Annotated in this window: 10 protein-coding genes; 8 read left to right on the top strand and 2 right to left on the bottom strand. The window is 62.8% G+C overall.

Annotation, left to right across the window (positions count from 1 at the left end; all coding sequences use genetic code 11):
* The first annotated feature begins 68 nt into the window (after positions 1-68).
* From NDI54_RS09740 to NDI54_RS09720, 5 genes are all read left to right on the top strand, one after another.
* Positions 69-647, top strand: coding sequence for an NADPH-dependent FMN reductase (locus NDI54_RS09740; RefSeq protein WP_310896254.1), 579 nt, complete (start codon positions 69-71; stop codon positions 645-647).
* A gap of 152 nt (positions 648-799) precedes the next feature.
* Complete coding sequence (locus tag NDI54_RS09735) at positions 800-1,432, top strand: YIP1 family protein (RefSeq protein WP_310896253.1); 633 nt, start codon at positions 800-802, stop codon at positions 1,430-1,432.
* Between the two features lie 26 nt (positions 1,433-1,458).
* Complete coding sequence (locus NDI54_RS09730; RefSeq protein WP_310896252.1) at positions 1,459-1,722, top strand: hypothetical protein; 264 nt, start codon at positions 1,459-1,461, stop codon at positions 1,720-1,722.
* A gap of 64 nt (positions 1,723-1,786) precedes the next feature.
* The gene (locus NDI54_RS09725; protein ID WP_310896251.1) at positions 1,787-3,997 is read left to right on the top strand and encodes a DHH family phosphoesterase; all 2,211 of its coding nucleotides are present in this window, start codon (positions 1,787-1,789) and stop codon (positions 3,995-3,997) included.
* Between the two features lie 39 nt (positions 3,998-4,036).
* Positions 4,037-4,525, top strand: a complete 489-nt coding sequence (locus NDI54_RS09720; RefSeq protein ID WP_310896250.1) for a cupin domain-containing protein — start codon at positions 4,037-4,039, stop codon at positions 4,523-4,525.
* A gap of 1 nt (position 4,526) precedes the next feature.
* Here NDI54_RS09720 and NDI54_RS09715 read toward each other — a convergent pair whose 3' ends face one another.
* Together NDI54_RS09715 and NDI54_RS09710 are read right to left on the bottom strand one after the other, a co-directional pair.
* Positions 4,527-6,419 carry a methyl-accepting chemotaxis protein gene (locus tag NDI54_RS09715; RefSeq protein WP_310896249.1) on the bottom strand — a complete coding sequence of 631 codons (1,893 nt, stop codon included), beginning with the start codon at positions 6,417-6,419 and terminating at the stop codon, positions 4,527-4,529.
* A gap of 366 nt (positions 6,420-6,785) precedes the next feature.
* The gene (locus tag NDI54_RS09710; RefSeq protein ID WP_310896248.1) at positions 6,786-6,920 is read right to left on the bottom strand and encodes a hypothetical protein; all 135 of its coding nucleotides are present in this window, start codon (positions 6,918-6,920) and stop codon (positions 6,786-6,788) included.
* A gap of 107 nt (positions 6,921-7,027) precedes the next feature.
* Between NDI54_RS09710 and NDI54_RS09705 the strand changes: the two genes are divergently transcribed.
* From NDI54_RS09705 to NDI54_RS09695, 3 genes are all read left to right on the top strand, one after another.
* Positions 7,028-8,686 carry a tRNA uridine(34) 5-carboxymethylaminomethyl modification radical SAM/GNAT enzyme Elp3 gene (locus NDI54_RS09705; protein ID WP_310896247.1) on the top strand — a complete coding sequence of 553 codons (1,659 nt, stop codon included), beginning with the start codon at positions 7,028-7,030 and terminating at the stop codon, positions 8,684-8,686.
* 347 nt (positions 8,687-9,033) lie between these two features.
* On the top strand, positions 9,034-12,792 hold the full coding sequence (locus tag NDI54_RS09700; RefSeq protein WP_310896246.1) for a CARDB domain-containing protein: 3,759 nt from the start codon (positions 9,034-9,036) through the stop codon (positions 12,790-12,792).
* A gap of 109 nt (positions 12,793-12,901) precedes the next feature.
* On the top strand, positions 12,902-14,296 hold the full coding sequence (locus NDI54_RS09695; RefSeq protein ID WP_310896245.1) for a hypothetical protein: 1,395 nt from the start codon (positions 12,902-12,904) through the stop codon (positions 14,294-14,296).
* The last annotated feature ends 25 nt before the right edge of the window (positions 14,297-14,321 follow it).

Raw genomic sequence — 14,321 nt, 5'->3', positions numbered from 1 at the left:
CGGACCCGAGACCAGCGACGCGCCTCGTCTCCACCATCAATATACCGCCACCATTCGTTACTGCTGTCATGACCGAACCACACGTCGTCGGTGTCGTCGGTAGTCTCAGAGAGCAGAGCTACACCAGAGTCGGCATCGAGCGCGCGCTCGCCGCTGCCGAGGACATGGGCGCGACGACGGAACTGCTCGACCTCCGGGAGTTCGATCTACCAGTGTTCGACGCCGACCAGCGCGAGGCCGGCGACGCCGTCGCCTTCGCCGACAGCATCCACGCGGCCGATTCGATTCTACTCGGGACGCCCGTGTACCACGGCTCGTACTCCGGTGTGCTGAAGAACGCGCTCGACTACTGCGGTTTCGACGAGTTCGAACACAAGACGGTTGGGTTGCTGGCAGTTGCCGGCGGGGGCTTTCCCATCACTGCGCTCGAACACCTCCGCTCGGTCTGCCGGGCGCTGAACTGCTGGGTCATTCCCCATCAGGCCGCGGTTCCGAAAGCGCGAAATCACATCGCGGACGGTCGGATAACCGACGCCGACATCGAGAAACGCGTCGCGAAACTCGGCGAGGAAGCGGTCCAGTACGCGAACATCGAGCCGGACCCGCCGTGTTTCGAGAGTACGGAGAACGTCGGAGCGGAAGATTAGCGGTGAGGACCGCCGTGCGTGTCCGAACCGTGAGCTTCCGGTTCGCAGGAGCAGATGATTAACGGTGAGGACCGCTGTGCGTGACCGTGCTGTAGCGGATCGCTGACAGACAGAAGGAAACGGTCAAACCGCCCCGAACCCAAGATTGCGGCGTGACTCAGTGGGTCGAGAATCCGACCGGTGGCCGGGACCGCGGGCCGACCGCGCTGGTGCGCGCGTGGGTCGAGATACTCACCCGCCCGCGGCGGTTCTTCCGAACCGGCGTCGCGCCGGGCGATCAGGCTCCGGGGCTGGTGTTCGCGGCGACGGTCGTTCTCTTCGAGGAGATGAGCCGCTACGCCGTCGTCCAGTTGGCCGAGCGCGGCATCGTTTCGATGGGGCCGTTCGACTACCCCGCTATTGGTGGCTTCTCGCCCGGCGTCGCGGTGCTGGCGCTGTTTGCCATCCTCGTGTTCGTCACGCCGGCGACAGTGCATCTGACGGCTGCACTGCAGACCCTGCTGTTGCTTCCCGTCGCGTCCGACCGCGGCGGCGTGAGCGAGACCGTCCAGGTGCTGTGTTACGCGATGGCCCCCTGTCTGTTGGCAGGCCTGCCCAGCGCTGAGGTCCGGGTGCTCGTGACCGCCTGGGGCGCGGGCCTCTATCTATTAGGTACTGCCGTGGTCCACAACATCCGGCTCCCGGTGGCCGCAATCGTCGGGGCCGTCCCCGCCGCGATCATCTTCGGCTACGGCTTCCGGGGCTTTCAGGCCCTCTCGGTACTGGTCGCGGACTATGGGTTTTAGGGTCTGCCCGCGTGCGCTTGTTCACGATGCTCAGTATCGACATCGACCAGTTCATGCTGGAACTCAAAGACGGGGCGTTCAAGAGCGTCGGGCCGTCGAACAAGGAGGCGACCATCAAGATGTACGACGTGGAGGGCGTCGACGTTCGCGAATACGGCGACAAGCGCGTGAAAATCGCCTTCGAAGACGAACAGGGGAGCGAAATCGAGGTCGCGCTGTTCCCGGAACAGGCGAAAGCAGTCGCAGCAGGCCTCGAACTGCTCGAAGAAGAGAGCGAGATGTTCGATTAGCGGCGGTCGGTAGTTCGTCCGGAATTCGACAACCGTTTTAGGCCCGACATGCTTGCACCGTGTAATGGGTTCGTGTATCATCTGCGGCAAATCTGTCGAAGGACGCATCTGTGACCTCCACGAGGAGGACGCCCTGTTCGAGTTCCGCGGCTCTCGTGCCGACCAGCTATCGGTCGACCGCTACTACCGCGGCAGTGTCGACGGCTTCGCCGAGTTCGGCGTCTTCGTCGATATCGGCGACAGCGTAACGGGGCTGCTCCACCGGAGCGAACTGGACCAACGGCTCGATTCCCTCGACTGGGATCCGGGCGACACCGTCTACGTCCAGGTCAAGAACGTGCGGGACAACGGCAACGTCGACCTCGGCTGGTCGATCCGCCAGTCCGAACGCGAGTTCCGCGGCGTCCTCGTCGACGACCCGGAAATCGGCCACTCCGTCCTGCTTGAGAACGAAGACGACGATGACGAGGACCAGTCCAACGACGGCTCCAACGAGGCGGAGTCCGAACCGTCAGCCGACGAGTCCACACAGCAGAGCAACGAGGAATCGAGTTCGGACGACGACGACGGCACGTCCCAGTCTGACGCCGAGAGTACCGCGAGTGCCGGCACTGTCAGCCGGGCCGGCGACGCCGACCGCGTCGAAGGCACTGCGGCCGTCGGCGGCAACGACGGCGGGTCGAACACCGCTGTCGTCACTGAGTCCGACGAAGAAAGCGACGCAGAGAGCGAGGAAAGCGAGGACCAGACCGCCGAAGCGACCGCAGCCGAACCGGTCGCCGCAGCTATCGGCGACCTCGACGACCACGTCGGTGCGGACGTTCGGCTGGAAGGCGAAGTCGTCGGCATCCGACAGACCTCCGGCCCGACGGTGTTCGAACTGCAAGACGAGACCGGAACGGTCGACTGTGCGGCTTTCGTCGAGGCCGGCGTCCGTGCCTACCCCGAAGTCGAGGAAGACGACTACGTCCGACTGGACGGCGAAGTCCGCGAGCGACGCGGTGAACTGCAAGTCGAGACCGAGGAACTCGATGTCCTCGAAGCCGAGGAGCGCGAGGAGGTCGAACAGCGACTCGCCGACGCCCTCGACGACGAGGCCCGACCTGACACGGTCGAACCGCTCGCCGACGATACGGCGGTCGCGGACCTCTCCGAGGAGCTGGTCGAAGCGGCGACACAGATCCGGAAGGCAGTGCTGACCGACCGACCGGTCATCGTCCGCCACGCCAACACCGCGGACGGCTACCTCGCCGGCAGCGCGCTCGAACGGGCCGCGCTCCCGCTGGTCACCGACCAGCACCGCCGCGCCGACGCGAAGTACCACTACTTCGACCGCCGACCCATCGAGGGCGGCGTCTACGACATGGACGACGCCACAAAGGACACGACGACGATGCTCGACAACCGGGAGCGCCACGAGGAGAAGCTCCCGCTGTTCGTCTTCGTCGCCGCCGGCGGCACGCGCGAGAGCCTCGACGGCTTCGATCTGCTGAACGTTTACGGCGCGCCAAGCGTTGTCATCGACGACATCGATGTTGACGGCGCGGTCGTCGATACGGTCGACGCCGTCGTCTCGCCCTCGGCCGACGCCGTGTCCGAGACGACCTCGACGGCGCTCGCGGCCAACGTCGCCGCACACGTCAACGAGGACGTTCGCGACGACCTGGGACACCTCCCGGCCGTGAGTTTCTGGGAGGACATCCCCGAGCCGTACGTCGAGGCCGCCAGCGAGGCCGGCTACGACGAGACCGCGGTGTCGGAACTCCGCGAAGCCGTCGCGCTCGAAGCCCACTACCAGTCCTACGAGGACAAGCGAGAGCTCATCACTGATCTCGTGTTCGGCGACGACGAGGAGGACGTGGGCGGCCTGGCCGGCCACATCGCCGAGCAGTTCCGCGAGAAGGTCGACGAAGAAGTGTCGACCGCCCGCGCGAATCTGGACCACCGAAACGTGGACGGCGTGGACATCGCCGTCCTCGACACCGACGCCTTCACCCACCAGTACGAGTTCCCGCCGGAATCGCTCCTCCTCGATGAACTCCACCGCGACATCCGCGACGAGAGCGACGCCGTGCTCGGCATCTCGACGGACACGATGTACGTCCGCGCCGACGGCGACGTGAATCTCCACGACCTAGTGAGCGAAGTCAGCGAGCGCGTGCCGGAAGGCGGCGTCGCAACGCGGAGCGTCCGTGAGGGCACTATTCGATACCTGGCCGGCGAGCGACCGGCCGTCCTCGAGGCCACCCTCGACGTGCTGGCCGAAGAGCTGTAACGCAGGGGATTTTTCTCACCGCCGACTGTCTGACCGGGCATGAGCGACGGCCCCGTCAACGAAGCCGAACTGGACTGGACCGACCACGAGCACGGCGACCGGACGTTCAGGCGCAAGCAACTGGGCGACGCCGCCGGCGGCGAGCAACTCGGCGCGAGCCTCTATGCCGTCCCACCGGGCAAGCGGCTCTGGGTGCGCCACTACCACGAGGGCAACGAGGAAGCGATATTCGTCCAGAGCGGGACCGGGACGCTCCGGCTCGGTCCCGACGCCGAGGAACACGCGCTCGAACCGGGCGATTACGTCGCGCTCCCGGCCGGCGAGGAGAGTGCCCACGAGATCGAAGCCGGCGACTCCGAACTGCGGCTGTTGATGGTCTCGACGATGGACGAACCGGATATCACCGTCTACCCCGACCGAGACATGGTCGGGCTGTACGCCGGGTCACCGCCGGGCGGCGAGAAAGCTGACCGGACGCTGTCGACGTATCTCGATATAACTGCCGAAAAAGAGTACTGGGACGAGTGAGCTACCGGCCGCTGACCTCGAACTCCGACAGCATCGCCTGGAGCCGCTCGGACTGCTCGGCCAGCGATTCGATGCTAGCGCTGACCTGCGACATGGACGCGGCCTGTTCCTGTGCGGTTGCGGAGGCGGTTTCGGTCTCCGCGGCGGTCGCCTCGCTGATGTCTACGGCCTCCTCGACCATCGACACCGCCTCCTCGGTCGTGGCGGCCTGATCGTCGGTCGTGTCGCTGATCTCCTGAATGCCGCTATCGGTCGCCTCGGCGTTTTCAGCCACTTGCGTGAACGTATCGACGACGGCCTCGATTGCGTCGGTGCTTTCTCGCATGTCCTGTTTGGCCTCCCGTGCCTCCGAAACTGCGGTTTCGGTCTGTGCCTGGGTTTCCGTGATGAGCTGTTCGATTTCGGTCGCCGAGGCCTGGGTCTCCTCGGCCAACTGCTTGACCTCGTCGGCGACGACGGCGAACCCGTCACCGCCCGACCCGTTGCCGGCACGTGCGGCCTCAATGTTGGCGTTCAGCGCGAGCATATTCGTCTGCTCGGCGATGTCGCCGATGAGCTCGACGATGTCGCCGATTTCGGCCATCTTCTCGTCCAGCCGCTCCACGTTCTCGACGGTCGAATCGATCGCCGTCTGGACCTCTCGGGACCCCTCGATGGCTTCCTGTGCCGTCTCCTCGCCAGCAGCCGAAATCTCGGCTGTCTCGCGGGACCGCTCCGCCACGGTCTCGGCGGATGCGGCGACTTCTTCGACCGTCGCCGAGAGGTCGGTCATCTCGCCGGAGACAGTTTCGAGCATCTCCCGCTGTTCGGCCGCCTCGCCGGCGATGCCCTGAATCGAGTCGCTCATCTCCTCGCTGGCCTCCGTCGCCTCGCCGGCACCGGCCGTCACCTGATCGCTCGTGGTGGCGACTTCCTGTGAGAACGTCTGTATCTCCTCCATCGCCGACTCCGTCTCCGTCATCATCTTGTTGAACGACGCAGCGATCCGTGCCATCGCTTCGTTGTCGGCCGCGTCGGGGTCGACACGAACCGTCAGGTCGCCGTCGGCAGCGGCCGCCATAGCCTCGTTGAATCTACTCGCCGTTTCCTGAATTTCAGTGTTCTGCCGCTCGACTTCCTGCATTTTTTCCTCCGCCTTCTCACGTGCTTCCTTCGCCTCGGTGCGTTTCCGTTCTATCTCCTCTTGCTTGGCTTGGAGATCATCAATCTCCGAGGCACGCTGTTCGGCTTGTTCAAACCGCTCGCGGGATTTCTCGCGTGACCGCTCGGTCGACACCCAGTTGTTCACGAGGGCGACACACAACATCAGGACGAACCCACCGTGGATAAGCCCCCATACCCATGGGTTGTTAATCGCCGCTGTGTGATTGTAGACGCGGCTCGGGTCGATGGTTCCGAAGTAGCCGTGGGTGAGAACGACATACCCCAGTCCCCACAGGAACGGGACCCAGTCCTCGTAGACGGCAACAATCGCCATCCCGACGAAGAAATGAAAATGCGCTTCGATATAGCCCCCCGAGAACTGGACAAGAGCCAGCGACGACACGAACACCGCTGTGACTGAGAGGATGGTTCTGATACGTCGCCTGAACCGACCGATGAGGCTCCCAGCAGACAGGGCGAACACAACCCCACAGAGTAAGAGTATCCGGGGCAGTGCGGTAGCAGGGATTTGTGCTTCAGCTATCGGAGTAGACCCAGTGTAGATGCCAAGCCCGAACAGAAATGGGATATGTAGCAATGTCACGAGCACCACACTCCGATGTCGGTTGCGCCACTGTTTGTCCGGGATTGTCGAGCCATCCGGAATATAGGAGACGAAACTTTCTAGCCGCTCAACTGGGCTTGGACTACTATCTGTTGCTTTCTCGACATTTCCCGGTGGCTGCGCCATATGTACCCATGGTTTGAGTAGCACAAATTAACCCTTCCGCACAGATTATCACTCCTTGAATTGCAGTGGCCATAGCCAATATATACGGAGAGGACGTACTGCCGCCCTTAGATCCAACACAGTCTGCCGTCTACAACTACTGTATATATGCACCCACACGCTGCGTTCAAACACACATACTCGCCGACAGTATCACCCGAAATAACGAGGCCAGACATCGGAGGGCGCGATCTGACAGCCTACAGGCTGTTTTCAGTTGCGCACTATAGTAACAATTGAGCCTATTTACACACCGATCGCACTGCTGTCGTGCGATCAGGTGTGCATTGATTTGCAATGGCTACTATAGCTGCAACTCTGGTCCCGCTACGTATCACTCGCTGAGACGGCCCTGGTCGCCTTCTTCGCACCGTAGTACGCCCACTCCGCGCTGTAACAGAACACGCAGCCGCGGAACGTCGGCCGGTCGAGATGGTCGGCTTCGTCCGGTTCACTACTCATAGCCCGTGTTTGGTACGACAGCACAATGAACCCCACGGCCGTCCCGTCGCTGACGATACCCGAGCGACACGCTTATTCGGGCGAAACGCCGATTTCGCACAACGCCGATGAGCACGGAGACGCCGGACCCAGACGAGACAGAGACCTTCCAGCAGGTGTGTGCGGAGCTGGTCGACCGGATTCTCGCAGGCGAGGTCGAGCGCGACGACGTTGAGTCGGCCAAGATCGACGTGTGCCGGGAGTACTCCGCGCCGAAAGTGCCGAAAAACTCCGAGCTGCTCGATTACGCGCCACAGGAACACCGCGAGGTACTGGAGGAAGTCCTCCAGCGCAAGCCCGTACGGACGGCCTCGGGCGTGTCCCCGATTGCGATCATGACCTCGCCCGAGCGGTGTCCCCACGGGAAGTGCCTGTACTGTCCCGGCGGCCCGGATTCGGAGTTCTCCTCCGCCCAGTCCTACACCGGCCACGAGCCTGCGGCCGCACGCGGTGAGCAGAACGACTACGACCCCTACGGGCAGGTCACCCTCCGGCTGAACCAGCTGCGAGAGATCGGCCACCCTGTCGACAAGGCCGAACTCATCGTGATGGGCGGGACGATGACCGCCCGGAGCCACGACTACCAGGAGTGGTTCGTCAAGCGAGCGTTAGAGGCGATGAACGACTTCGATGTCGACGCGGAGCCGACGCCCGCCGAGGACGTGAGCTTCGCTGAGGACGACTACGAATTCCGCTATCTGGAAGACGTTATCACGGAGAACGAAACCGCTGCCGTTCGGAACGTCGCGACGACGTTCGAGACAAAGCCCGACTGGTGTGACCCCGAACAGATCGACCGGATGCTCGACCTCGGCGGGACGAAAGTCGAGGTGGGCGTCCAGACGACCTTCGAGCGGATCAACCGCGAGATGCACCGCGGCCACGGTGTCCAGGCTTCTATCGACGCGAACCGCCGGCTGCGCGATTCGGGGTTCAAGGTCGGCTTTCACATGATGCCGGGCCAGCCCGGAATGTCCAAGGAGATGTGTTTAGAGGACTTCCGGCGCATCTTCGCGGAGACGGACTGGCGGCCGGACTACCTCAAGATCTATCCGACGCTTATCGTCGAGGGCACGGTCACCTACGACTGGTGGCGCAACGACGAGTTCGACCCGCTTGACAACGACGAGGCTGCCGAGCTGGTCGCTGAGATCAAGGACATGATTCCCCGCTATACGCGCCTCCAGCGCGTCCAGCGGGACATTCCGGCTGACTTCATCGAAGGCGGCGTCTGGAAGTCCAATCTCCGCCAGCTCGCCTGGAAACGGATGGAAGAACACGACTGGACGTGTGACTGCATCCGCTGTCGGGAGGCCGGCCACAGCGACGAAACCGCCGAGAACATCGAACTCGACGTGATGACCTACGAGGCCTGTGGCGGCACGGAACACTTCATCTCCTTCGAGGACTTCGACAACGACGTGCTCGTCGGCTTCTGTCGGCTTCGCTTCCCGAACGACCCGGTTCGCCGAGAGTTACAGGACGCCGCAATCGTCCGCGAACTCCACGTCTACGGTAACGCCGTCGGCGTCGGACAAGAGGGCGCTGATGGGGACCACCAGCACAAGGGCTACGGCAAGAAACTGCTGGAAAAAGCGGAAGCACTGGCCCGGGACGCCGGGTTCCCGAAACTGGCCGTCATCTCCGGCATCGGTGTCCGGCAGTACTACCGGGAGAAACTGGGATACAAGCAGGACGGGCCGTACGTGAGCAAACGTCTCTCATAGCCCTCCAAATTGGGAGTTTACTTCGTTCCACCATCCGGGTGTGTAGTATGACAGCATCAGTTTTGTAGGTCTGTGACGCCTGTTTTGGGAGTCCGATTCAAGCACTCTTTCGTTGCGTGACGGACAACCTGGCGCAATTGAAAGAATTGGACTCGTTTAACTCACTATACGTATAGCCACGCTCCGGCCTGGCAGAATCACTCCGGAGAATTGGCCATTACTGGTAATGCATGGGTTCGGCCCTTATTAGACGAGAACCGCCGATAGCGGACGTTACGCGGGATAATATAACCTTACTCAGTGATTCAATCCTGCTAACTAATTATGATACTATCTTCGGCCCACCCATGGGTAAGATTACGGGCCTGTGGTTGACAGCGATGATGGTACTGGCTGTGGTTGCGGTGTCGACACCGATGGTCGGACCGGGTGTCGCGGCGGCGTCCAATCACGGAACGGAGACGGTCGAGGGACCGGACATTCAGGTAGCGGATGCCGGCCTGATAGACACACGCGCTGATACGGGGCAGAATCCAACGCCGCAACCCCAGCTGTGGGTCACCTTCGAGAACACGGGTGATGCAGCCGGAGATGTCCCGATAACTGTCGCAGTCGGCGGACGCGAAGTGACGGTCATCGGCACCGACGAGGTGACTGTCGAGGCTGGTGATACCAGGAACGTCACCACCACCTACGTGCTGGAAACCGGTGACGGCGGCTACATCGACGACGGCGAGCACGAGGTGACGGTCAACGGTGAACCCGCCGGGACGCTGGTCGTCGGCGAGCCGAACATCACTATCACGGATCACTCCTGGAACACGACGACAGTCAGCGAAGGCGGTGCCGTCGAACTGACCGTCACTGCGGAGAACACCGGAGCCGTTGCTGGACAGCGGGACATCGTCACCTCCGTTGACGGGCAGTCCGCCGGCGGGGTGTCCTTCGACCTCGGACCCGGCGAATCCGGGACGGATACGTACGTGTACACGTTCGAGGAAAGCGGCGAATACGAGTTCGGTACTGCCGAAGAGACACAGACCATTACGGTCGAAGCGCAGGACGGCGGTGGAGCCGGACCGCCGGATGTCCAGGTGCAGGACGCCGGCCTGATCGACACGCGAGTCGATACAGCACAGATGCAAACGCCACAGCCCCAGCTGTGGGTCGCCTTCGAGAACACGGGCGGGGCGGCGGAGACAGTCCCGATAACTGTCGCGGTCGGTGGCCGGGACGTGACGGTCACCGACACTGACGAGGTGACTGTCGAGGCTGGTGCGACGCGGAACGTTACCACCACCTACGTGCTGGAAACCGGTGACGGCGGCTACATTGACGACGGCGAGCACGAGGTGACGGTCAACGGTGAGTCCGCCGGCACGCTGGTCGTCGGCCAGCCCACCATTCAGGTGACCGAGGCCGAGTGGAATACGACGACAGTCGCCGAAGGCGGGGCCGTTGAACTGTCCGTCACTGCGGAGAACACGGGAATCGTGTCTGGACAACGAGAGATCTTCGTCTCCGTTGCTGGGGACTCTGTCAGCGCCGTCTCCTTCGACCTCGGTCCGGGCGAGTCAGGGACCGACACGTACGTCCATACGTTCGAAGAAACCGGCGAGTTCGCGTTTTCGGTCGGCGGCGAAACCGAGACGATTACGGTCGAACAGCCGGCGTCCTTCGAGGTGTCCGACCGGGCATTGAGTTCGAGGGCCGTCGGTGAGGGCGACAGTATCGAGGTGACTGCCACCGTGACGAACACCGGTGACCGGGCGGGGACCTACGAGGTGCCGCTGACGGTGTCTGACGAGGAGGTCGACACGACCGAGGTGGAACTCGGTCCTGACGAATCGACGACGGTCTCGTTCACCCAGTCGTTCAATGCCGTCGGAAACTATGCTATCGGCCTCGACGGTGAGCGCATCGGTACCGTTCAGGTATCCGAGCCGGCGACCTTCGAGACGACAACGGTAGAAATAAACCGGACTGCTGTCGCTACAGGCGAGCCGATAGCCGTCACGGCGACGGTCCGAAACGAGGGCGACGACGAAGGCACTGCGGACGTACGGCTACAGGAGGACGGCAACACGATAGACACGCAGTCCGTGACGCTTAGCGGCGGTGAGTCGACGACGGTCACGTTCGTCCAGTCATTTAGCGAAGCGGGGACCCGGGACATCGCCGTCGACAACCAGTTCGGAGCCAGCGTGACGGTCACCGAACCAGCGACGTTCGACATCACCAACGCGCAGGTCGGGAGCGAGACCGTTACCGAGGGCGGGGCCGTCGAAATCAGTGCAACCGTCACGAACACCGGTGACCGAGAGGGAACGTACCAGGCGGAGTTCGCCGTTGCGAACTCCGTCGTCGAGACCCAAGCGGTGACCCTGGCCGGCGGTGAGTCGACCGAGATAACGTACGGACACACCTTCAACGCCAGCGGAAACTACGCGGTTGCTGTCGCGGGCGAACGGGCCGGCACGGTCACGGTCAAAGAGCCGGCCACCTTCGACACGGGATCCATCGAACTGAACCGGACAGCGGCCCGGGCAGGTGATGCCCTCGAAGTGACCGCAACCGTCGTGAACAACGGTGACCAGGAGGGAGAATCCCAGGTTCGACTCCAGGCTAACGACGAAATCGTGAACACGACGAACGTCACGCTGTCGGGCGGCGAGCAGACCGAAGTTACCTTTGTCCACGTCTTCGAGAGCGGCGGCGAGTACGACATGTCGGTCAACGGCAATGCCGGCGGGACCGTCATGGTCACCCAGCCAGCAACTTTCGAGGTAGAGAGCGCACAACTGAGCAGTGCTTCTGTCGACGAAGGCGACTCGACGGACGTGACGGCGACAATCGCAAACGTCGGTACGGAGAACGGCACCTACCAGGCCGAATTGCTAGCAGACGGCCAGGTTGTCAAGGAACGCACTGTCGGCCCGATTGCGGGCGGTCAGACTGAGACTGTCACGTTCAGCATCTCCTTCGACGACGCCGGCGACCGGTCGCTCACTGTCGGGAATGTCACTGCTGGCACTCTCTCCGTCGAGGCTGAAAGCAGTGGTGGCGGTGGTGGTGGCGGTGGTGGATTCAACAGTAACGACGCCGACGAGTCAGACGAGACCGATGACGCCGGGGGCGGCGCGGCACCGCCCGCGATTTCACAGTCCGAGATCAGCAACGGCGTGACTGTCCGCGTGACTGCTGACGCCGCGAACTCGACAGTCTCCCAGTCGCTGAACCGCTCTGGCCCGTCCGAGACCGCGCCGGCGTTTACGCTCGCCGGACTCTCGCTCAACGTGACCAACGAGAGCAATGGGTTCAACACGACGATGCTTGGGCCACACGCCACGTCGAACGATATGGCCGCTGTGCCGGAAGACGGCGTGCGCGGGTACGTAACTGTCACGTCCGGCGCAAACGCCTCCGACATCAGTCGGGCGACCTACACCTTGCGGCTCAACGAGTCCTCACTGCCGGCCAACGGATCGATGGACGCCGTCCGGGTGTACCAGTACCACAACGGGACCTGGAATCAGCTCCCCAGTACCGTCACCACGACGAACGACTCCATTCGGGCCACATCACCGCGTCTCTCGACTATCGCTGTCGTCTCGCCGATGGCTGTAGAGTCGACCCTGACGGCGACAGCTACGCCCTCGACTGCTCCGACGGCGGTCTCGGTAACTGACGCGTCCCTGACGGCCGACTGGGTCCGTGCTGGCTTCAACACGTCGGCGCGGGCGACGGTCGAGAACCCGACCGACGAGGCCGTCGAGCAGACGCTGACGGTCACTGTCGACGGCAGCCCGGTTGCCTCCCGGACCGTCCAGCTTGACGCCGGTGAACAGACGACAGTGGCGATGGAGTTCGAGGCCGTCGAGGGGTCCGTCGCGGTCAACGGCGTCAGTGCCGGTGACCTCCGTGTCGGCTCCGTTTCCAACCAGGCTACAGGTGAGAACGGGGCTGATGAGACGGGCGAAAGCGGTGGCGGTGCGCAGGCAGCGGAGGACACGGTCGCCGCGTCCGGTCCCGGCTTTACCGTCCAGTTGGTCGCAATCGTGCTCGCACTGGTCGCCGGTGTCGTCCGGCTTCGTCGCCGAGTGTAACGCCCCGTTGGCGTGTTCCGGTAAATCGACCGACTCCAGTGGCAGAAGGAAGACCTTACCGACGGTTTGGTTGCTGCGTAACTAATCCTTTACTCGCGTACTCCCCTGTATGAGCGAGGCCAGAACACTTTGTACTGCCGTCGCTGTGGTTTTTGTCACCGTTGCGTTCGCGTCCGTATTCGCTGCCGGCAGCGTTGTCGCTACCGACGCTGGCCCACAGAACGGCTTGTCAGACACCACAGTGAGCACATCTGGAACCACTGCTCCGTCTCTCTTTGATCGCTATTCGGGGACTTCCCTTGAGCAGGTCAACGAGACGGACACACCGGATGACGAGGAGACTGCAGAAGAAACGGAGACGGAAGAACCGACCGAAACTGCAGAACCCACAGAAACCGAGGAACCGACTGAAACTGAAGAACCAACCGAGACTGCAGAGCCCACAGAAACCGAAGAAACGGAGGAACCGACCGAGACTGCAGAGCCCACAGAAACCGAAGAAACGGAGGAACCGACCGAGACTGCAGAGCCCACAGAAACCGAAGAAACGGAGGAACCCACAGAAATCGAAGAGACTGCGGAACCGACCGAGACTGCAGAACCCACAGAAACCGAGGAACCGACTGAAACTGAAGACCCAACCGAGACTGCGCAACCGACCGAGACCGAAGAACCCACTGATGCTGTCACAACTGAGAACGGAACCCCGGAGGAAACCGACGCAGATGACGGTTCTGACGACAATGACGACTCCAACGGAGACGGTTTTGAGGCCAACGATGATGGCGATACCGACGACTCCGATGAGTCAGACGACTCAGACGATGACAGTGACGGCTCGGATGACTCCGATGATTCGGACGACTCCGACGACAGTAGCGACTCGGACGACAGCGACGACTCCCAGTCCGACAGTGGAATCTTCGACAACATCACGGGAGCAGACGACGATGAGAACGAGACGGCGGGCGGCGGCGCTCCTGCCGACAACGCGACCGGTGCCGAGAACGGGACTGCTGGCTTCAGGACGGAAACCGAAACTGGCACCGATGAGGCACGCACTATCGGGGGCCAGGGCAGCACCGATATCCAGATAGCGGACGCGTCGCTGTCGGCTGACTGGGTTCGGTCGGGATTCAACACGACCGTGCGAACGACGGTAGCGAACCCCCGTTCGCGGCCGGTCAACGAGACGTTGGCCGTGACAGTCGACGGTGAGCCGGTGGCGACGGATCAGGTGACGCTCGAACCCGATGAAGAGCGGGTCGTCGAAACCGAGTTCGAGGCGGTCAACGGAACTGTCCGAGTCAACGGCGACACCGCGGGCCAGCTCAGAGTCGAGAACCAATCCGTGACTGAAACCGGTGTCACCGACGGCGAGGAACGGGGGACGGCCGCGGCACAGGGTCCCGGTTTCTCACTTCTGCAGGTGGGTGTGGTTGTTGCAGTCCTCGCCGTCATCGGGTGGACGCGTCAGGGCCTCCGACGCCAGCGAGACCGCTGAATCGGGTCGCAGGCGGGCGATCCGA

This window comes from Haloarcula terrestris (assembly GCF_031624315.1).
In the GTDB taxonomy this organism is placed as follows: Archaea; Halobacteriota; Halobacteria; order Halobacteriales; family Haloarculaceae; genus Haloarcula; species Haloarcula terrestris.
This window is presented reverse-complemented; position numbering and strand designations above follow the sequence as displayed.

Bases quoted from the DNA above. Each gene is read 5' to 3' on its own strand.
- NDI54_RS09705 (WP_310896247.1), top strand. From the start codon at position 7,028: ATGAGCACGGAGACGCCGGACCCAGACGAGACAGAGACCTTCCAGCAG.
- NDI54_RS09710 (WP_310896248.1), bottom strand. From the start codon at position 6,920: ATGAGTAGTGAACCGGACGAAGCCGACCATCTCGACCGGCCGACGTTC.
- NDI54_RS09715 (WP_310896249.1), bottom strand. From the start codon at position 6,419: ATGGCGCAGCCACCGGGAAATGTCGAGAAAGCAACAGATAGTAGTCCA.
- NDI54_RS09740 (WP_310896254.1), top strand. From the start codon at position 69: ATGACCGAACCACACGTCGTCGGTGTCGTCGGTAGTCTCAGAGAGCAG.
- NDI54_RS09720 (WP_310896250.1), top strand. From the start codon at position 4,037: ATGAGCGACGGCCCCGTCAACGAAGCCGAACTGGACTGGACCGACCAC.
- NDI54_RS09695 (WP_310896245.1), top strand. From the start codon at position 12,902: ATGAGCGAGGCCAGAACACTTTGTACTGCCGTCGCTGTGGTTTTTGTC.
- NDI54_RS09725 (WP_310896251.1), top strand. From the start codon at position 1,787: ATGGGTTCGTGTATCATCTGCGGCAAATCTGTCGAAGGACGCATCTGT.
- NDI54_RS09730 (WP_310896252.1), top strand. From the start codon at position 1,459: ATGCTCAGTATCGACATCGACCAGTTCATGCTGGAACTCAAAGACGGG.
- NDI54_RS09700 (WP_310896246.1), top strand. From the start codon at position 9,034: ATGGGTAAGATTACGGGCCTGTGGTTGACAGCGATGATGGTACTGGCT.